18 protein-coding genes are annotated in these 20,236 nt (G+C 46.1%); 13 read left to right on the forward strand and 5 right to left on the reverse strand.

Annotated elements, in window-relative coordinates:
- Positions 1 to 50 precede the first annotated feature (50 nt).
- Both BLS14_RS28665 and BLS14_RS28670 read left to right on the forward strand, forming a co-directional pair.
- Entirely contained in the window at positions 51 to 3,209 is a 3,159-nt protein-coding gene (locus BLS14_RS28665) for a copper amine oxidase N-terminal domain-containing protein (RefSeq protein ID WP_176854825.1), read from the forward strand.
- Positions 3,210 to 3,637: 428 nt separating this feature from the next.
- Complete coding sequence (locus BLS14_RS28670; RefSeq protein ID WP_090955180.1) at positions 3,638 to 4,555, forward strand: AraC family transcriptional regulator; 918 nt, start codon at positions 3,638 to 3,640, stop codon at positions 4,553 to 4,555.
- A 304-nt stretch (positions 4,556 to 4,859) separates the two neighbouring features.
- Here the strand turns inward: BLS14_RS28670 and BLS14_RS28675 are convergent, their stop codons facing one another.
- Positions 4,860 to 5,696, reverse strand: coding sequence for a DUF1129 family protein (locus tag BLS14_RS28675; protein WP_090955182.1), 837 nt, complete (start codon positions 5,694 to 5,696; stop codon positions 4,860 to 4,862).
- Between the two features lie 414 nt (positions 5,697 to 6,110).
- Between BLS14_RS28675 and BLS14_RS28680 the strand changes: the two genes are divergently transcribed.
- The 3 genes from BLS14_RS28680 to BLS14_RS28690 all read left to right on the forward strand — a co-directional run bounded on the left by BLS14_RS28680 (position 6,111) and on the right by BLS14_RS28690 (position 8,382).
- The gene (locus BLS14_RS28680) at positions 6,111 to 6,347 is read left to right on the forward strand and encodes a hypothetical protein (RefSeq protein WP_079697186.1); all 237 of its coding nucleotides are present in this window, start codon (positions 6,111 to 6,113) and stop codon (positions 6,345 to 6,347) included.
- Between the two features lie 239 nt (positions 6,348 to 6,586).
- The gene (locus BLS14_RS28685; RefSeq protein ID WP_063568073.1) at positions 6,587 to 7,417 is read left to right on the forward strand and encodes an alpha/beta hydrolase; all 831 of its coding nucleotides are present in this window, start codon (positions 6,587 to 6,589) and stop codon (positions 7,415 to 7,417) included.
- Between the two features lie 179 nt (positions 7,418 to 7,596).
- A complete protein-coding gene (locus tag BLS14_RS28690; protein ID WP_090955184.1) occupies positions 7,597 to 8,382 on the forward strand; it encodes a DODA-type extradiol aromatic ring-opening family dioxygenase in 786 nt (261 codons plus the stop codon).
- 178 nt (positions 8,383 to 8,560) lie between these two features.
- Here BLS14_RS28690 and BLS14_RS28695 read toward each other — a convergent pair whose 3' ends face one another.
- Positions 8,561 to 8,773, reverse strand: a complete 213-nt coding sequence (locus BLS14_RS28695) for a hypothetical protein (RefSeq protein ID WP_063568075.1) — start codon at positions 8,771 to 8,773, stop codon at positions 8,561 to 8,563.
- 159 nt (positions 8,774 to 8,932) lie between these two features.
- The gene (locus tag BLS14_RS28700; protein WP_064642274.1) at positions 8,933 to 9,472 is read right to left on the reverse strand and encodes a DoxX family protein; all 540 of its coding nucleotides are present in this window, start codon (positions 9,470 to 9,472) and stop codon (positions 8,933 to 8,935) included.
- Positions 9,473 to 9,813: 341 nt separating this feature from the next.
- On the opposite strand from BLS14_RS28700, the gene BLS14_RS28705 reads away from it, so the two are divergent.
- From BLS14_RS28705 to corA, 4 genes are all read left to right on the forward strand, one after another.
- Entirely contained in the window at positions 9,814 to 10,881 is a 1,068-nt protein-coding gene (locus tag BLS14_RS28705) for a DUF3048 domain-containing protein (RefSeq protein ID WP_063568077.1), read from the forward strand.
- Between the two features lie 216 nt (positions 10,882 to 11,097).
- Positions 11,098 to 11,715: a DUF47 domain-containing protein gene (locus BLS14_RS28710; protein WP_063568078.1), complete on the forward strand. Its 618-nt coding sequence runs from the start codon at positions 11,098 to 11,100 to the stop codon at positions 11,713 to 11,715.
- Between the two features lie 14 nt (positions 11,716 to 11,729).
- Positions 11,730 to 12,719: an inorganic phosphate transporter gene (locus tag BLS14_RS28715; protein ID WP_063568079.1), complete on the forward strand. Its 990-nt coding sequence runs from the start codon at positions 11,730 to 11,732 to the stop codon at positions 12,717 to 12,719.
- A gap of 352 nt (positions 12,720 to 13,071) precedes the next feature.
- Positions 13,072 to 14,031: a magnesium/cobalt transporter CorA gene (gene corA, locus BLS14_RS28720; RefSeq protein ID WP_063568080.1), complete on the forward strand. Its 960-nt coding sequence runs from the start codon at positions 13,072 to 13,074 to the stop codon at positions 14,029 to 14,031.
- Positions 14,032 to 14,392: 361 nt separating this feature from the next.
- Here the strand turns inward: corA and BLS14_RS28725 are convergent, their stop codons facing one another.
- Positions 14,393 to 15,484, reverse strand: a complete 1,092-nt coding sequence (locus BLS14_RS28725; protein WP_090955185.1) for a DNA alkylation repair protein — start codon at positions 15,482 to 15,484, stop codon at positions 14,393 to 14,395.
- Positions 15,485 to 15,661: 177 nt separating this feature from the next.
- On the reverse strand, positions 15,662 to 16,294 hold the full coding sequence (locus BLS14_RS28730) for a hypothetical protein (RefSeq protein WP_079697190.1): 633 nt from the start codon (positions 16,292 to 16,294) through the stop codon (positions 15,662 to 15,664).
- Positions 16,295 to 16,743: 449 nt separating this feature from the next.
- Between BLS14_RS28730 and BLS14_RS28735 the strand changes: the two genes are divergently transcribed.
- From BLS14_RS28735 to bioD, 4 genes are all read left to right on the forward strand, one after another.
- On the forward strand, positions 16,744 to 17,034 hold the full coding sequence (locus BLS14_RS28735; RefSeq protein WP_017690665.1) for a YerC/YecD family TrpR-related protein: 291 nt from the start codon (positions 16,744 to 16,746) through the stop codon (positions 17,032 to 17,034).
- A 2-nt stretch (positions 17,035 to 17,036) separates the two neighbouring features.
- Positions 17,037 to 17,816: a sirohydrochlorin chelatase gene (locus tag BLS14_RS28740; RefSeq protein ID WP_090955187.1), complete on the forward strand. Its 780-nt coding sequence runs from the start codon at positions 17,037 to 17,039 to the stop codon at positions 17,814 to 17,816.
- 330 nt (positions 17,817 to 18,146) lie between these two features.
- On the forward strand, positions 18,147 to 19,505 hold the full coding sequence (gene bioA, locus BLS14_RS28745) for an adenosylmethionine--8-amino-7-oxononanoate transaminase (protein ID WP_072735710.1): 1,359 nt from the start codon (positions 18,147 to 18,149) through the stop codon (positions 19,503 to 19,505).
- A complete protein-coding gene (gene bioD / locus BLS14_RS28750; RefSeq protein ID WP_090955189.1) occupies positions 19,502 to 20,236 on the forward strand; it encodes a dethiobiotin synthase in 735 nt (244 codons plus the stop codon). The genes bioA and bioD overlap by 4 nt, the downstream gene beginning before the upstream one ends.

The following is a 20,236-nucleotide window of genomic DNA, read 5'->3' on the forward strand; positions in this document are numbered from 1 at the left end:
CCAACGATCACATTTTAACTTAAATAATGAAGAGAATGGGGATATTGGATATGAAGAAAGCGGGAGGACGTCAAGTGAAAAAGGTGATGTCAGCACTGGCCGTATCGGCCATGTTAATGTCTGCACTACCAACGTCAGTTATGGATGCAGCTGCAAGAATCAGTATTTATATTAACGATGCGGAGCTCTCGTCCGCACAGGCACCTGTCATGAAAGGTGGACGTGTATTGGTTCCTTTGCGGTCCATCTTTGAAGGATTGGATGCAACAGTAGAGTACACCAACAGAACTAAAACCATTAAGGCTAGCCGGGGTGACCAAGAAGTCTCGCTGACGCTGGGTTCCAAAACGGCTTACATCAACGGCGAAGCGATCGCACTGGATGTGCCAGCGAACACCATCAAAGGAAATACAATGGTTCCGATTCGTTTTGTCAGTGAAGCTTTTGGAGAGAAAGTATTCTGGAATTCCCGTAATCAGCGGGTAGATATCAAAACAACGTCCACTCCTCCTGTGGATGAGACGCAATATGCAGCATGGAATATTTACGGTGCTGTGTCAGGAAGCAATGGGGATGGTCGTGACCTGACCGTAAGCTTCACACGTCCGACGTCCGAGAAGGCTGTGTCGGCATATCGGATTATGCTGGTAAAAACACGTGATGTGAACAGCTTTACTGAGTCTGCGGCATCGGCTGTGCCTGCTTCGAACTATACATCCGTTACTCCAAATGGTAGTAACCCTAGACTGACACTTAATGCACAGACCCGTGACGTTAACGGGGATCTGTTGAATTCTAATGAAACATATCGTTTATATGTACTCACGGTGGGAAATAGCAACAACAGCTACAAAAATCTGCTGGCGTGGTCTTCCCAGTCTTTGAAATTAAACAATGTGAAAACGACGGTTCAACCTGTCACAGGTCTGCGGATCGCAGATATCAGTGACTATGGCGATGGACGTGACTTGGAAATTAACTTCACACAGCCGAGTACCACATCCAATATTACGTATTACCGTGCTTTTGTAGTTAAGGCGAAAGACGCTTCTTCATTCAATCTAACTACAGCAAATAATGTGTCCAGTTCGAATTCAACCATTATTTACAAAGGTAACAGCACAGCGGTCAAAACCCAGTTAAGTTCCTCGACACGTGATACATCGGGGGAATTGATCAAAAACGGCACATCCTATGTCGTCTACATTGTATCTGTGAGCTCCAATGCGGCAACAGCAGACAATAAACTGTCCACAGTATCATCTTCACTTACGCTGGGCGTAAACACAGCAACGGCACCAGTTATCACATCTGTGAGAGATAATTCGGATTATGGAGACGGTCGTGACATTCAGGTGAGCTTCAACCGTTCATCCGATGAATCAAAAGTTGCTAATTATCGAATTTTTGTAGTGCGGAACTCGGTATCCAGCAGCTTTAATCTGACTACGGCGAGCAATCTGTCTTCCAGCTTGTACTATAACGTGAACAAAACAGGCAACAACATTACAACAACACTGCCATCCTCCATGAAGGACACAAGTGGTTATAACGTAACAAATCTGCAAGACTACCGGATCTATGTTATGGCTGTAGGCAACCAGCAGAATGGATATACCAATGCGCTGTCTTCCTCGTCAACGCTGCTGAGACTGACAACGAATAGTAATGCTGGAGTTGCAAGCAACATCGGTGTGGCTGATGTGAGTGACTACAACGATGGACGTGACCTGAAGGTTTCGTTTAATAGAGCTTCGGATGAAACTAACGTTTCAGCGTATCGGGTATATGTGGTACGTTCTGCTTATGCAAGTAGCTTCACACTGAGCGCGGCTAATGCATCGAACAATTATTATCAGGTGAATAAGACTGGTGGAAATCAGTCATTTACTCTTCCGAGCAGCGCGGTAGATACTAATGGATCTCGAATCTCTAATGGTGTTTCTTATCGTGTGTTCGTCCTGTCGGTAAGCAATAGCGGCAATTCCAGCCAGAATGCATTGTCATCTTATTCTTCACAAATTACGCTAGTACAGAACTCGACTGTGGCCGCTCCGACCTACGTGAATGCAGCGGACATCGGAGATAATGGAGACGGTAGTGATTTGCAGGTGACATTTAATAGATCGTCTAATGAGACTAATGTTTATCATTACCGTGTTTTCGCAGTCAAAACGGCGAATTTGGGTGGGTTCGATTTGGCAGAAGCAAATCGGAATCCAAACTATAAAGTTGTGAATAAAGCTAGCGGAAGCGGAAATTATACTTTGACTTTAAAGGATGTAAAAGCAACAGATGGTACAGATATTCGAAATGATGAAAACTATCGTATATTTGTGCTCGCAGTAAGCAATAACAGCAATTCTTCCAATGTGCTGTCCACAGCTTATGCTGATATTAAATTGTCTGTAACAAGTGCTGTTGGAGCAGTTAAAATCACTGATGTAGAAGTTAAAAATGAAGAGCAGGCTGCTGGCGATGCAACGGATGTAACTTTGAAATATACGGAACCAGCTTCAAAGGTAGGGATCAGTCGTTATGTTGTAATGATTGCCCCGACTGGAAGCACATTTAATCTAAGTATGGCAAAGAATATTGCATTAGCTAATGATAGTAGATCTGTAGAGTTAAATGGAAGTCCGGTTTTACTTTCAAATGCTCTGCTTGACATTAACGGTAAAAATATTGAAGCAGGTAAATCGTATACTGCATATATTTTATCAGAGTCCTCCGACAGCAAACGTGATTCAAGCATAGCTAAAGCTACTTTCATAATTAATGCTAAAAAACAGTCACCAACATTTGTAGAGAAGGTTGCAGATGTGAAGGCAACGGCAACCGATACTTCGATTAGTGTAAGTTTCACCAAGCCTAGCAATGAAACTGGAATTGCAGGCTATGATGTTTACATTGTCCAAAATGATAGCACCACATTCGATAACGGCCTTGGTAGTCGAGTAGCCACTGTGAATAGTGGGGCTGGCAATCCATCAACAGCGAACGTTAACATTACCAGTAATTCAATGGATTCGGATGGAGCTGTTTTCAAACCAGGAAAATATAAAATCAGAGTGGTTTCCGTGTCTAGTGACTCTGCGAAATATACAACCACAAGGTCAGATATAGCTACATTTACTATTCCGGCAGTTCCTACGTCCAATCCGGATAATGGTAGTCAAACTCCTACTGGAGAAACTCCACCTCAATAATTGTAAAGAGTTTGATGCTTTGATGAGTAGTTTGTTTTGTTAAGCGCCAGAAGTAGTGAAGGGGACGGAATCGATTCTGAAGAAGCGGTAGCGCTCGCCTTTGTCTCCGAATTTAAACCTTATAAAGGTTGAATCAAATAAATTTGGAGACAAGAGCGATCGAAAGAACGATCCGTAACCGGAACGGTCACTCCGAGAACCAACAATTTTATCTTTCAGTTATGTTAACAACTCAGGCTCCCTTTCCAAAAGTGAAGGGGAGTTTTTCTTAATCTCAAAGGTTGTTCTGCTAATGTAGTGAATTCTCTGAATCAAATATACTGCACTATAAAATCCTGTCACCAAAAAGGTTCCTTTGGCCGTTGCTGCAACGGGGCAACCGATGGATAATAGGAGAAAGAAGAGCATGATCCGAAAGGACTGATGGGATGCTTGCATTTCGCTTGACCGGCCTGCCGGATTCCCGGTTGCCTCTGTATCTGTATTGTGTGGGGACACAAGAAGAAAAAGTTCAGTTTAGACCGGATGGATTTCCGGTGTATCAGCTTTTTTTATTACGCAGCGGCAAAGGGGAATTTAAGGTTCCAGGTGAAGGAGCGTGGACAATATCGGCGGGTGAACTGTTCGTGATGGAACCTGGGGTGGCTCATGAGTATATTCCGCATTCCAAAACACACGGGGAGCTTGGATATATTGGCATTGGTGGAGAGGCGGCGGGGGCGGTGCTTCGGTCGGCGGGGCTACTGGCGATGGGGCCACTGCGTTTGTTCGAATTTGAACAGTTTTGGTCACGTCTTACGGATATCTGGCACTCGCTGGGCGTTGGGATGACTGAAATGTGGAACAGTTCAACGATCATCTATCAGCTTATTCTGGACATGTCCCGGTCCATTCTCCCTCTGCGTGAGGAGACAGGGGAGCGAGTAGCACGGAGTGGATCATTAACACGTTCTGAGCGCGAGTCGGAATCGGCAAATGAAGCATTCACCCGAGCTGTGTCACTGATGCAAACGCACTACCAGGATGATCTGCTGCTGAAGCATGTAGCTGAAGCCGTTGGTTATTCGGTGCAGCACCTGAACCGATTATTTCACCAGAGGCATGGGATAACGGGACATCAGTACATGCAGCGATTGCGTTTGCAGAAGGCGTCCGAATGGTTGGACAAGCACCCACAAGCAAGTGTAAGAGAGGCTGCGGAGACAGTTGGTATGGAAGTTAACTACTTTATCCGCATGTATAAGCGAGAGTTCGGAGAGACTCCGGGCAAGGAAATCAAGCATCGCATTCAGCTCAAAATGGAGAGAGACTCTACGGGCCCTGTGGAAGATCTGTATGGAGTATGACAAGCCATTCCTTTCGGAGGATAGGATCAGTTTCAAACTAGCTAGTGGCCATAGTATAAGGTTATTTATTATAAGGCGTGGTAAGTGATTATTTATACCTCTGCTAGATAAAAAGCATTATGAGGTTTACGTCTGAAAATAAAAATAGCTGTCGAGAATTTCTCAACAGCTGGTTGGGGGCCATTAGGGCCCCTTTTTTGACACTCGATATTCTATTTCATCACCGAATTGTCGTACTTCATCTTCGCACACCACATAACTGGGATATACCCAATGCTTCTGCCCACAAAGGGCACCAACATCCTTATGCTTTCTTTTGTCCGAATAGTGGTCTCAACGTAGCCAATCCTACAATCCCGATTACGAGACTAATCCACGGAGCCAGCGTAAATACGGGAAGGCTGTCACGCAGCGGATATCCTACAAATAAGACAAGCACAACGATAACGATATAGATGGCGATCCCGCGAAGATTGACCTGTGGTCTGGCAGTCTTGTCTGCTCCCTGATCATCTGGACGCTCAGCAAGGCGACGAAGCATTTCAACCAGTGCAATACCCCCAACCGCCGCAACGATCAGGGAGAACAGGCTGATATGGCTAAATGGTTCCGTATCTCCACCCGTCCAGCCAATAAATAGCCCAACCGCACCTTGAATCAGCATGACAAAAGACAAAGCTGCCCAAGAGATCATGAAGTACCATTTGGGTGTCCGCTTAACTTGATCTGGAGTCTTCGCAGGTTCGGCTTCAACTGCTGCTGTCTTCTTGGCTGACGTACTGGTTGTATTGGATTTGCTTCCGGAGCCCCGTACGGCCGTACTTGAAGCTCTGGATGAGTCCATATTAGATTCACTAGCAGTTGCAGCCGGATTATTGTCTGCTACTCCTAGTTGTGAATAGATATCCTTTTGCATATCAGGTCCATATAACTCGCGAGCAGGCTTGCCGTCACGCTGAGCTTGTACGATGGATCTTCCAGCCGAGAGAATCCATTCTTCCTGCGTTCTCTCATCGGCAGGTGCTTGACGCGCAATGGTGCTGATCTGATCGAACAGTTTTACATGTTCCGGTGTCATCTTACTCATTTCGGTCATTTGCCGATTCTGTATTTCTTTCAACTTCTTATAGGAAATCCCCAATGATTGCTCCCCCTGTCTACACACGTTCTGATCCCCGGTGAATCTGGAGACCCTGACGGTATTTTAGTATACGGGAAGGGCTCTCGTTTCGCAAAGTCATTCCTTATAAAACAACTGTTTACGATTCGACCATAGCCCTGCGCAGGCCAGAATGACACAGGTGCATAGCAGCACCAGTTTTCCGTGACTACGAATCCATTCCAAGATGTGTTCCATGAATTCAACCCTTTCGCCAGAAGGAATCGGAGGCAAATGTTGGCTATGATATATGGCTTAGGTTCTCCGTGGTCCGCCGTTAATATGCGTAAGTGCTCATCCAGTTCTAACGATTGTGTGAAGAATGAATAAAGTGTACCCGATTCCACCACAATAGTAGCATTTCCAACAGAAACCAGGGATTGGAGTGTGGCAGGGATGGATCAACAAACAGAACAATTAACAAGGAAGCTGCTGCTAAACAGCAACTCCCGAGGAGTAACGGATGAGGTTGTGCCAATGGAGGAGACGTTGGAGGATGCGGAGTATGCGGAAGAGTATTCAGAAGGAACCTTTCAATCAGGGAGCTTCTGGGGGAGCTCAAATTTGGTTCATGAACATGAATGGCAGGGTCGAGTAGAGACCCATGAGATGTTCCGTCGCAGTTATGAGTAGTGGCCTCAAATATTAGGAATGACTCGAGTCAGCTGTTGTCAGCTTGGCTCATTTTTTTTGCGGAATTACCGATAAAATGTAGACAAGGTACGTCTGGAAATGGACATTTCCTCACGTTGACTTGAGGTTCACAGGATGATAATATACTAATATCATCTTAATACACATTAAACTTATCGGATTTATATATAATTAACAAAGTGAACATGAGCAGGGAAGAATGGAAAGGGGAAATAGGCATGGAGCGTCAGATCAGTATTCGTCATGGGCAGGAAGAATTAACAGCCACGATTCATTATCCGGTCGTTAAAGACATCAAGGAGGGAAATCACCAACAGCGCGTGCCTCTTGCTGTCATCTGCCATGGATTCGTAGGAAGTCGGATCGGTGTAGATCGTCTGTTTGTGAAGACCGCCCGTGAGCTGGCCGAAGATGGGTATTTGGTGCTGCGCTTCGATTACATCGGCTGCGGGGAGAGCAGCGGTGAGTATGGAGCTGAAGGACTTGAATCCATGATTACCCAAACACGTTCTGTGCTGGACTATGCGGTAAATTGCAGTGATGTAGATCCAACCCGTGTAACGCTGATTGGTCATAGTCTGGGTGGAGCTGTTGCTCTGCTGACTGCTGTCCGCGACAAACGAGTTAAGAATCTCGTCATGTGGTCATCCGTGGGATATCCGTTCAACGATATTGTGAAGATTACCGGACGTGATGTGTACGATGAAGGGGTGAAACTGGGGTCTGCTGATTATCTTGGCTACAAGTTTACACCAGCATTCTTTGAATCACTGGCTGAACATCAGCCTTACCAGGAAGCCGTTAAATTTAACGGAGATGTTCTGGTGGTGCACGGCACGTCGGATGAGATCATTCCTGTCGATTACGCATTCCTGTATCAAAAGGTATTCTGGATGCGCCAGGAAGGCCGCTGCGACAAGGAGATTATTTTCCAGGGCGATCATACCTTCTCTTCCGGTAAAGAGCGTGAACAGCTGATTACGCGTACGAGAGAATGGCTAGGAGAGCGTCAGAAGATTGAACAGGATTGGCAGCACTGGATGATCTAAGAGGGCTAAATATCAATCTCTATGATTAGGCTGGAGCATTCTATAGCCAACATGGATCGGTCCATAAGGTAACATGCGCGTCCATATTGCATCTGATTGGGATGTTAGCTTGGAAAAGCGCCTTCTTCGGGGTAAAATAGAAGGGTAAGCATCCTATCCGTGTCTGGAGGTTGGCAGCAATGACATTACCCGCACTATTCATTGCGCATGGTTCTCCCGCTCTGGCGGTGGAGAGCAATGACTACACTCACTTTTTGAACCAGCTTGGAGACAGGCTGCCGGCTCCGAAAGCCATTGTTGTATTTACGGCGCATTGGGATCGTCCCGAACCGTCTGTGACAATGGATGATACACATCAGACCTTGCATGATTTTTACGGATTTCCCTCTAATATGTATACAATGAATTACCCTGCGCCTGGTCAGCCAGACCTTGCGAATGAGATCTGCGCTCTGTTCACTCGTAGTAATCTTCCACATCAACCGGTTCGAGGCCGGGGATTGGATCACGGGGTATGGGTACCGCTGTTACACATGTATCCAGAGGCCAATATTCCTGTTATTGCGGTATCTGTCGACTCGTTGCGTTCCCCGCAGGAACAGTATGATATAGGCCGGATGCTGGAGCAGCTGCGTCATGATAATGTGCTGATCATTGGCAGTGGCGGAACGGTTCATAACTTGCGCATGCTTGGCAGTAATGATGAACCGCAAGACTGGGCAGTGGAATTCGATAACTGGATTGGCGAGCGGCTTGAGCAGTGGAATACGAGAGAGCTGTTTCAGTATGACAAAAAAGCGCCCCATGCCCGCACAGCAGTTCCATCTTATGGAACGGAGCACATTGCGCCTTTGTTCTATGCTATGGGTACGGCTGATATGTCACGATCTGCAAAACGTCTATTCCAGTCGTATCCTTACGGTACGATCAGTTTAAACTGCTGGCAGTTTGGTGACGGCGTATAACTTGGAACAAACAAGAGTATGTGAATAAGTCTTTGAGTTTTATTTTGCAAATACACCTAGTTCATCGACCAGACAGACTTAGGTTATGAATTAGTTGAACCAAAAAAGGTTTCTGCGGCCAGCGTAATGGGCCTCAGGAACCTTTTTCTATGACTGAGCATTCTGCATTTTAGTATAATCACTTGCGAATCTCAAAAAGCTCACATGCTGTACGCGAGTGATATGCCAGTTCACTTACACTGGACTGAATAACAACGGTATTGCTGTCAAAACGGATAATGACGCCACCGGAATCAATCTGGTGATTATCTTTAAAAACACGAACTTTATGCTTCATTTCCATGGCTTCCTGGAAGTCGGCATCGGTTTCAAGGCGGCGCTGGGTTGGCATGTCATGTACTCCTTTGATTGTAATCGATCGATATGTTCATCATAATACGTGTTTCTGTCGATGGGCAAGTCAGTTGACCTACAAGCATATATAAAAAACCAAAAAAAGTCCTGCTCTCCAGGGGGAGGGGAGCAGGACCGGAAAATGTCTATTTAATATTTAGGCTGTTTTGTGTGTATGATTTATCGTTGGTGTATCTTTAGGCTGACTGCCTTTATTGCGAGTGAACAATCCGCGAAGGTAAGGCATTACCCAATGATCCAAACCGATTTTACCAGCATTTGCACCAGCGACTACAAGGAAGATTTCCATCAGAACTAATTGAGCATTCGTGCTTACTGTTCCCGAGAAGAGGAACGCGAAGTTCATGACCATCGCCATCAGTGCTGCAAGTGTTGTAAAGCATCCAAGAATGAGACCCAGACCTACAAGGAATTCACCCAGCGGGATGATGAAGTCGAACAGTCCTGCGTTTGGTACCGCGAAGTTCTCAAGGAATGTTCCCCACCAAGCTTGAACGGTTGGGTTTTCACCTGTTGCTTTTCCTACAGCGCCTGCAAGGAATCCGCCAGCTTGGAATCCACCTGTTAATTTGCCCCATCCGTGTGTCATCCAGTCGTAACCGATATACACCCGAAGTACTGTCAAAATCCACATTGCCACTTTGTTTTCTCTAAGCCATTGGTTGAAGCTAAACATATAAACCACTCCTTCATGGAATTTAGTGTGTGTTGTTTTTTTTTTGTTTTTCTAAGTGATCACCTTTGATGTCTTTATTGTATAGTTCAAAAGTCATTCTGTTTGTGATTATTATCACAATCTAGTTCAAATTTTAAGTAAGGTTTGAGAAGTTCACATTTAGGACATATTTTTCATCCTGTCTCAAGTTTCAAACGTGAAATGCAGGGTAGAAAATGCTCTCCTTATCGAAGACAAATGGTGCTGTGTGTGATTAAATGGAAAGAAATACGTGAAATGGTCACTTACATAAGAGCAACTACAGCCTAGATTTCAGCCATATCGTCCAGGAGGTACATATATTGAAGCAACTGAAATGGAACAAAACGACGTCAGCGGCGTCGCTGCTTATTCTGGCCCTGAGTCTGGTCGCTTGCCAGAATAAGGAGATGGTCCAGATTCCGAAGCCGGAGTCCGTTCCTACACCCATACAGGAAGAACAAGAGACAGAAGAACCTGCCACGTCGCTCTACACAGCACCGCTGACGGGTCTGCCTGTTGATGAAGCAGTAACGCGCCGTCCGCTGGCAGTTATGATTAACAATGCACCTGCAGCCCGGCCCCAGTCAGGTCTGAGTGCGGCAGATATTATTATCGAAGTGCTCGCTGAGGGAGGCATTACCCGTTTTATTGCCATCTTCCAAAGTGAAGGCGGGGCAGAAACGGTTGGACCCGTGCGCAGTATCCGTCCGTATCTGATCGAGCTTGGTGAGAGTTACGATGGGGTATTGGTTCATGCGGGTGGCAGCCCGGATGCCTATTCTATTTTACAAAAGCAGCAGAAACAGCATATGGATGAGATATCGAATAGCGGCCCTTATTTCTGGCGTTCCTCCGATCGCAAAGCACCGCACAATCTATATACGTCGGCGGACAAGCTGAGAGAAGGCGCGGATACCAAAGGCTATAGTCACGACTTTAAGTCCCCTGTATATACGTATAACGAAGAAGGTGCCACGTCCGCGGGAGAGGTGGCCAAGCAATTCGATATTCATTATTTATTGGAGAGTTACCGGGTCACGTATGATTATGATGAAGTTAGCGGACGATATATGAGATTGGTGAACGGAAAGGCAGATCAGGATCTGGATAACGGCAATCCCATTGGAGCGGCCAATATTATTGTAGCGGGTGCAGATCACAAGGTGCTCGACAATGTGGGTAGAATTTCCGTTAATTTGGAGCAGGGCGGTGAAGCCATGCTGTTTCAAAAAGGCAAAATGATTCGAGGACAGTGGGTCAAAAAAACAGGTGATATTATTCGATTTGTGCAAAATGGGTCCGAAGTTGCTCTTATTCCTGGCAAGACTTTTATTAGTATCGTTCCGAATCAGCCTGATTTTGCAGGGCATGTCGAAATTGAAAATTAATCCAATTTGAAGAGAAATGTAAACTCAGTGTAAAATTTCATCATCATTTTTCCAGCCATTCCAAATAATTAAGATTCATTTCAGATTTATGTGATAAGAATATAAAAAAGGATCATGCCTTATGTACAAACCGTGAAACATTTATGATAAGATATCAAAGGTTGTCATTTCATGTTTCATCGGTTATCGGCAATTTCTCGTAAAGGGGATAGAGCTATGAAGCTTAAGAAGAAGAAGGATATATTTTTTGAGACACTAGAGAACATGGCAGATACGGTCGTGCAAGCGGCTGATTATTTCTCCCAACATGTTTCCAACCTTCAGGATGTGACTCTTTTTGCCAATGAAATGAAGAAGTACGAGTCCCAGTGTGATGATTATGTGCATACCGTCATTACAGAGCTCAACAAGACATTTATCACGCCGATCGAACGCGATGATATTATGGAACTGACAACAACACTTGATGACGTATTGGACGGGCTTGAAGCAACGGCTTCCCGTTTCTATATGTACCAACTGACTGACCCGGACGAATATATTGTTCAATTCGCTGAAATTTTGCGCCAATCGGCTTACGAAATTCAGAAGGCCATTCACTTGCTGTCTCAGAAAAAATTGCTGGCGATTCGCGAGTACACGATTCGTCTGAACGATCTGGAAAACCAGGGCGACGAAGTGCTGCGCAACTGTATCAAGAACCTTTTTGCTACCGTGCCTGATCCGATTGAATTGATCAAGCGCAAAGAAATCTATGAACGTCTTGAGACGACAACGGATGCTTGTGAACATGTTGCCAATGTGCTTGAATCCATCATCATGCGTAATTCTTAAGGAGCCAGAGAATAATGGAAACAACGATTTGGGTATTGGGTATAGTCGTCTTCCTTGCACTGGCGTTTGACTTCATCAACGGATTCCACGACACGGCGAATGCCATTGCAACTTCGGTCTCGACCCGAGCACTGACGCCACGCCGAGCTATTCTTATGGCTGCGGTGATGAACTTTGTCGGTGCCATGATGTTTACGGGAGTTGCGAAGACGATTGGGGGGAGTGTAACCGACCCCACCACGCTAGATAACGGGATTGAGGTCGTCATAGTCACCTTGATCGCGGCGATTATCTGGAACCTGGTTACATGGTGGTTTGGTATTCCGTCCTCTTCCTCACATGCATTGATTGGAGCCCTTGCAGGAGCTGTACTCGTTGGCGCAGGCGCTGATAAAGTCAAATGGAGTGGATTCATTGACATCGTCGGAGGATTGTTATTATCACCTCTGATCGCATTTGCCATCGGTTATGTGGTCATGACCATTCTCAAATATATTTTTGCCAAACGCAGTCCGCATAATGTGAACAAAGGTTTCCGTACGGTACAGATTTTCACAGCAGCGCTCCAGGCGTTTACGCATGGTACCAATGATGCGCAGAAGGCAATGGGGATTATTACTTTTGCACTGGTCGCAGCAGGCGTACAGGATCATCTGGATGTTCCGTTGTGGGTTAAAATCTCCGCGGCAACAGCGATGGCACTCGGTACTTCCATCGGTGGTTGGAAAATCATTAAAACGATGGGAACAAAAATTTTTAAAATTGAACCGATTAACGGCTTTGCAGCTGATCTTTCAGCCGCATCTGTTATTTTCTCGGCAACCTTGCTCCACCTGCCGGTGAGTACAACTCACGCAATCACATCTGCCATTCTGGGTGTTGGTTCCGCGAAACGTTTCTCAGCCGTGAAATGGGGACTTGCCGGACGTATCATTATTACGTGGTTTATTACGATTCCGATTACCGGGGCGCTGGCAGGATTGTTGTACTGGATCATTTTCTAATTCGAAAATCTGTTCCGGGACAAATTCTGGGTTTCAGACAAACTGTTCATAACTATGTGAATATCGGGATATGTGGACAATTATACAACCAAAAAGAAGAGACGCCTGTGCATGAACGTGTGGACAGGCTGGATATGTGGATAGCCATCCGTGGAATGATAAACCAAAAGAAGATATTCCTGTGGATACAGGAAACTGTGGATAGGGAAATGAGAGAAGCCAACAGGGTTGGCTTTTTTTGTTGTCGCGTTTGCAGGATAACGTGTGTATAATGGGCTGTTGCAGGAGACGGTTCAGTGGTTAAAGTTGTACAATAACGTAAAGGATACAAGACAAGGACGTGGTCTATTTTATGATTCGTACACTCGCCATCTCACGGGATCATCAGGTATCTGTAAATGTACCGCTTACACAGCTGGATCTGCAGGATTACGCTTGGGTATGGGCAGATTTCAATCAGCCTTCCGAAGAGGAAAGCCAGTTGCTCGATACATATTTTCATTTTCATCCATTAGCTATTGAGGATTGTATGCATGTATTGCAGCGACCTAAGCTCGATTATTATGACAATTTGCAGTTCCTCGTGCTGCATGCACTGAATCCGACCACATTGGAAGCGGAAGAGGTGGACCTGTTTCTGGGTGCGAACTTCCTGGTATCCTTTCATCACGGGGCACTGGAGGAAGTCGATGAAGCTTGGGAGAGGTTGCTGCATCATGCGCACGAACGAACCATCTGGGCCCGAGGCCCGGTGGCAGCGGCATATACGGTGATGGACAAGTTGGTCGATCATTATTTCCCGTCTCTGTTTGCCATAGAGGATGAGCTGGCTGAACTGGAGAACCGGGGCGGCAAGGAGTCGGTGGAAGACCTGATGAATCAGGTGTTCGACTTGCGCAGTCGACTGCTGAAGCTTAGACGGACGGTAGTGCCTATGAGGGATCTGCTCTATCGGGTAGTCAATTCTCAGCATGTGCAGAGAACAGGAGAGCATACCGTATATTTTACCGATATTTATGACCATTTGTTGAAGCTGACGGATATGATTGAAGCTGATCGGGAGATGACGGCTGACCTGCGCGACAGTTACATTTCGCTGAATTCCAACCGTATGAACCAGATTATGAAGACCCTCACCGTGATAACAACAGTCTTTATGCCACTGACGCTGATTGCAGGGATCTATGGTATGAACTTTGCTTATATGCCTGAGCTGCAATGGAAGTTTGGGTATGGAGCTGTGCTACTGTTGATGTTTATTCTGGGCGGAAGCATGGTGGCCTGGTTCGTGAAGCGGGGCTGGTTTAAGTAAGGAAGAATAGAAACTGAATAGCAAGTGAAGAGTTAGCGATCTCCACAGATCGCTTCTTTAGCCTGTGTATGATGTGCATAAGAGGGCAAATAAGAGTACATATAGATTCATTTTCGGAATAGATGTCCACATGTGGATAAAAGTAAATGAAGAAGCATCATGTGCATAACTTTATTTGAGGGGGAATTTGGCTGTTACGAACAGGATGGAAAAAGTAATAGGCATCTTCAGTACTGAAGACGCCTTGGGGAATTTCTCAAGGAATGGATGCTATGAGCTGAATTTTAACATGGGATTTATATCATAAAAGAACCTTGCTACCTTTTTATGATAAGTTGGATGGCTACTGGCCCTTCGCAGGTTACTCTGTTTGCTCCAATACAAATGTGGCTGTAGCTGTAGGTTGTCCATTAACGACAATCGTTAGCGTATGCAAACCAGCGTAATGCTTTCTCGTCGTAATGACTTTGAACGCTTGCTTCGTTGCAACCTTGGTTCTTCCGGTAGGGAAGGTTTTGTCAGAGCATTTGAACCGCTTGGGTGCCTGCTTGCCATTTGCTTTCATATATCCGATTTCATATTCGATTCGCAGCATCTGTGACTGACCACTTTCATTAACGACATCAAAGGAAAAATGAAGATCTTCCCCGATGGCCACGGTATCTCTTGCAAGCTGAAGATGCTCGATATGTGTCGCATCCTGCTCGACATAACCAAAGAGACTCAGCGCCTTCGGATGTCCCTTTTTCAGTAATGAGCGGCTTGCATGACGAACGATCCAGTCCGTATGTTCATGTTGTCCGTACCAGCTTGAGGCCAAATCCAGGACCAGCTCTGGATGGTCTTTCGAGATGTCGTTCAGGTGATTGGCTACACTTTTTCGGACATACAGGGACTCGTCCTGCTTCAATTCATGCAGAATGGGAAGTACTGGGGTGGGATCAGTGATGAATTCCCGAAGTTTGGAACCCCATGGAAGACGTGGACGGCTGCCCTCACTGGCAAGCCTGCGTATATGTTCATTGGAACTTCCCGTCCATTCCATCATGCGTTTCATCGTTTCGATCGGGTAGCGTTCAATAAACGGGCGTACCGCGAACTCGGAACTGGAATAAGGTGTGAAGAGGGTCAAGTACTTCATGGATAGTTCGTAGTTTTCCGGCGCAAGTCCGTTGACTTCAATAAAATCAGGAACGAACAAATACTCGACCCCTCGCATCTGTGGTGCTGCCTGTTCAATCACGTGTAATGCCTCTTCATAGTTGTCAGGGAGCACTTCGGTCAATACCGACGTAATGCGGCGGATACGAGCTTTGAATTCCAGCTCTCCCCAGCCTTCGGCAAATACAAGTTCACGAAATTGCTGCTTGTCCAACTTGGGGTAGAATTGGTGTAACCTTTCTCCTGTCCGGTCGATTAATGCGGGAGTATATTTGTCTTTAAACAGTTCCATAATCCGCCTCCTTTATCTATAACACAGTATACCTCAATTCACGGGAATAAGAACATAGGTTCTTAAGAAAAGGTTATGAATATTCTCTTATATGAAAGAATGAGTGGATTGAAGGGGAGAATAAGATGGAAGTGGATTAAGGCGCCCCCTTATGTAAGAGGGCGCCTGGGAAAAGAGTTAGAGCTTTTTGCTTTTTTTAGGACGATGTTTGGTAGAATTGGATTTATTCCGGCCAGTTTTACTATTCGTGTTCCGTTTGCGCGGAGCAGAGGTCGTTTTTTTACGGCGTTTGCGTGAGCGAGGTGGCGAATACTCTTCATAATCTTTATCCGCAACACTGCTTCCTTTTTTTCCTTTTCCAAAAGGCAGAATCCCCATCACTAGTTTCATCATGGGTGCCATCTGCTGGAAGCCGCCAACGACCTTTTGCATTTTGCCGATTCCACTCATGATGCCATCAATTCCACCGAAGCGGTCGATCATTCCTTTCAGTTCTCCGATGTTGGCCAGGGAAAAGCCTGAGGAAGACGCAGGCGCTTCCACCGGAACAGGGGGAGCAACAGGAGCTCCCCCGCCGAAAAAGTTTCCACCGGGTCCCCCGGGACCACCTGGACTATAAGGCACAAGTCCGGATGCTTCAACCTCTTGGAATTGAGGGTAGTAAGGCTCTACTCCAGGATACATGGGTGGAACCTGAGCTTCATTCAATGCCCGTGGCGGCATATAGGCAGTAGTATGGGCCTGCCGTTGCGTATGGGAAGCCGGACGCTGCCGTGGAGCGGGCTGGCGGTGATAATAATGCTGTGGCATGAACTATCACGTTCCTTCTATGTTGGATTTCGGAATTGCGTTCCTTCAGCTGCTGGACGTGCATAACAGACCGAGTTGGAACTCCCTTTTGCTATACTGTATGTCATTAGCGGAGAGACGGCGTAGGCGAGTATCCCGTAAAACGGGATATTTGCGGATTTGGGCGCAGGAGAGTATGATAGGTTCGCAGTGGAATTATATGGTTTGGACACAAAATTGTCACATTTTAAACATAACAATTCCTACATAATTAATCGGAAATATACGCGGAAAAAGGGGATAAATCGTGAGATAGAGGGGGATTGTGCGCGCAGGGAGGACATTAATGCTATATGAAAGCGGTAACATGTATTTTTATTCTGTAGTGCGTGAAATCGTTAACGCTTGAAATACCAACTCAGGCTGGGTACAATGAAGGTACACAGTAACCGCTAGGGGATGATGATGAAATGCAGCTGAAAAAGCTAAATGATAAAAGCATTGAACAATTATTTGAGGCTATTTTGACTCTGAAAGATATTGAAGAGTGTTATGTGTTTTTTGATGACCTCTGCACGGTAAACGAGATTCAATCCATGTCCCAGCGGCTGGAAGTAGCGCGTATGCTTGGCAAAGGAAATACCTATAACCAGATTGAAGCTGAGACAGGTGCAAGTACAGCCACGATCTCTCGTGTAAAACGCTGCTTGAACTACGGTAATGACGGTTATAAAATGACGCTGGAACGCCTGGGACGTTAAGGATGAAGAAACCGGGTGTACTCATCATTAGTCACGGTTCTCAGGAGAAGACCTGGGTAGAATCCGTCGATGACGCGGTCTCCCGGTTGAATCTGCCTGTACCCTTGCCCGTTGAAGCCGGGTTTCTTGAGCTTGTGGAGGGACGCCTGATCCAGGACGGTATCAACCGACTGGAAGCACAGGACGTAACCGATATATTGGTCGTACCTTTGTTTGTTTCGTCCGGTAGTACACATGTGGATGAGATTGAGTATGCCATCGGTGCCAAAGACGCTCCGGAGCGTGAGACTGATCTGGAACCATTCGAGGTGAATGCACAAATTCACTTCGGTTATCCTGTGGATAACGACCCGGATATTGCGGTTATGGTCTGGGACAAGGTAAAGGCCCTGTCGCAGCAACCAGAACAGGAGACGATCCTGTTAGTCGGACATGGGAGTATTCACGATGGATTCCGTCAGCGCTGGGAAGCGGGCATTTCTTCACTCGCACAGCGGGTGCAGGAAGTAAGCGGTGTTGCTCATACCGATTATGCGCTGCTAAATCCGGATAGTGTGTACGACAAGGCGAAATACTGGAGTGAAGAGCGGGGGAGCCGGGTTATTGTGGCGCCGCTGTTTTTGAGTGCCGGTTATTTCACCATGAAGGCGATCCCGGGTCGGCTGAAGGAACTGGATTACGCGTATAGTGGTGAGACACTGCTTCCACATCCTTTATTAGGAAAGTGGCTGGAGCGCCAAATTCAACTTTTACTGGAAAGATGTAATAAGGTTAGGGTTTAATTCAGGGAAAACAAGTCGCTGCTGGCGATTATTCCCGTTATCTCTAACAATAGCTTAAACACAAACGGCAGAGATGCCGTTTTTTTGTTTTTATATGTATTTTAGACAAAACACGCCGAATCAGGCGTGTTTTTTTGTATTAGGCCAAACCCTTTACGAGCCGAAGTTCCGGGTTCAATCCGTTCATACAGAGTGGAGGTGAGGGTTTTAACTCAGAAATGATTCTCTTTACAGGAAAGTTTTTGTCTGATAAGATGTCAACATTCAATTGTTAACCTTATAAATTATTTTGGTTAACAATTGAAATGATCTAACGGAAGGTGATATCTTGTGACACATTATGAACGGCTTGCAGCTATAAATAAGGCCCATTTATGGAACCCTTTTACGCAGATGAAAGATTACAATAACTCTGATCCTCTCATCATTGAACGAGGCGAAGGCGTCATGCTCTATGACGTCCAGGGACGTGCTTATTATGATGGCTTCTCCTCGGTTTGGCTTAATGTTCACGGACATAACATACCCGAGTTGAACCAAGCCATAACGGATCAGTTGGAACGTGTTGCACATTCTACGTTACTCGGAATGGCTAATGTGCCAGCTATTGAACTTGCTGAGAAACTAGTAGAGATTTCCCCAGAGGGATTAAATAAAGTATTTTATTCCGATTCGGGCGCAACGGGTGTTGAGATCGCAGTGAAAATGGCGTTTCAATACTGGAAGAACCGAGGAGAAACCGGTAAAACGAAGTTTATCACGATGAATCAAGCCTATCACGGAGATACGATTGGTGCGGTGAGTGTCGGTGCAATTCCGTTGTACCATGATGTGTTCCGTCCCATGCTATTTCCTACTCACGTCATTCCATATCCTTACATTTATCGACATGAGGACGGCGAGCGGGAAGCCATGGAAGCTACGTTAACCGCATTGCGTAATGTACTTGAAACCAGTGCAGATGAAATCGCGGCTATTATCGTGGAGCCGATTGTGCAAGGAGCTAGTGGCATCCTTATTATGCCAGAGGGCTGTCTACGCGAGATGGCAGCACTTTGCCGTACATACGGTGTACTGTTCATAGCCGATGAGGTAGCGACAGGCTTCGGTAGGACAGGTGCTATGTTTGCTTGTGATCTCGAAGAGGTGTCCCCTGATTTGATGGTGATAGGCAAAGGTCTTACAGGAGGCTACTTACCTGTGGCAGCGACACTGGCAACAGATGAGGTGTACAGCGCATTTTATGCCGATTATGAGGAGCAAAAAACATTTTTCCACGGTCATTCCTTCACAGGTAATCCGCTCGGCTGCGCTGTTGCTTTGGCTAACTTGAAACTATTTGAAGAGCGTAACCTGGTGGAAGGTGTAAGAGCAAAGGCGGCTTTTGTAGAGCAGAAGCTCTCAGTACTTAAAGATTCTCCACACGTCGGTGATATCAGGCAGAAGGGATTGATGTTAGGAATTGAGCTTGTACGGGATAAAGCAACTCGGGAACCGTACGATTGGGCCGAACGTATCGGCGTTCGTGTAACGGAGCGGGCCAGAGAGCTTGGCATGCTTACGAGACCCCTTGGCAATGTTATTGTGTTCATTCCTCCTCTTGCTAGCACAGAGGCTGAGCTTGAAGCAATGATTGATATCTTGATGCAATCCATTTTTGACGTCACCGAAGGTGGTTTGGAATCATGAATGTAATTCGCGGATTATTCGTAACAGGTACGGACACTGGGGTTGGGAAAACAATCGTTACAGGGGCTCTTGTGGCTGCGCTTCGAGCTGAAAAACGGAATATAGGCGTCTGGAAGCCCGTGCAATCTGGTGCACTTCTTGGCAGCGGAGAAACCGATGCAGAACGCCTGTTGCAATACACCGGGATTGATGAGCGTGCCGAGCATGTGGCGCCATTTACGTTCCAAGCTCCACTGACCCCGATGCTAGCTGCCAAGCAGGATGGGGTGGAAATTACGCTACAGCAGATTATCAGTGCGGGTCAGCCGCTGGCAAATCGATACGAATCGGTACTCATTGAAGGAGCAGGCGGTGTCGCTGTCCCTCTGACCAAAGACTCTCTTGTGGTGGATTTGATCTCGGAACTTCGAACACCGGCCCTGATCGTAGCGCGGACAGGTCTAGGAACGATTAATCATACACTTCTTACAGTGTCATACCTGCAGCAGCATGGGATTAAGGTCGTAGGTTTTATTCTTAACGATGGTGAATCTGACGAGATTTATAATGATTCCAGCATCACAACAAACGCGGAGCTGATTGAACGTTATTGCGGCATCCCCTTTCTTGGACGTTTTCCCCGATTGAGGGACGAATTAAATACGGAAATGTTGATCCAGGTCATTCGAGAGAAGATCCAGTTAACACCAATCAGACAGGCATTAACAGTTCAATCCATGGAGGAGGAATGA

This window comes from Paenibacillus sp. OK060 (assembly GCF_900101205.1).
Taxonomy (GTDB): Bacteria; Bacillota; Bacilli; order Paenibacillales; family Paenibacillaceae; genus Paenibacillus; species Paenibacillus marchantiae.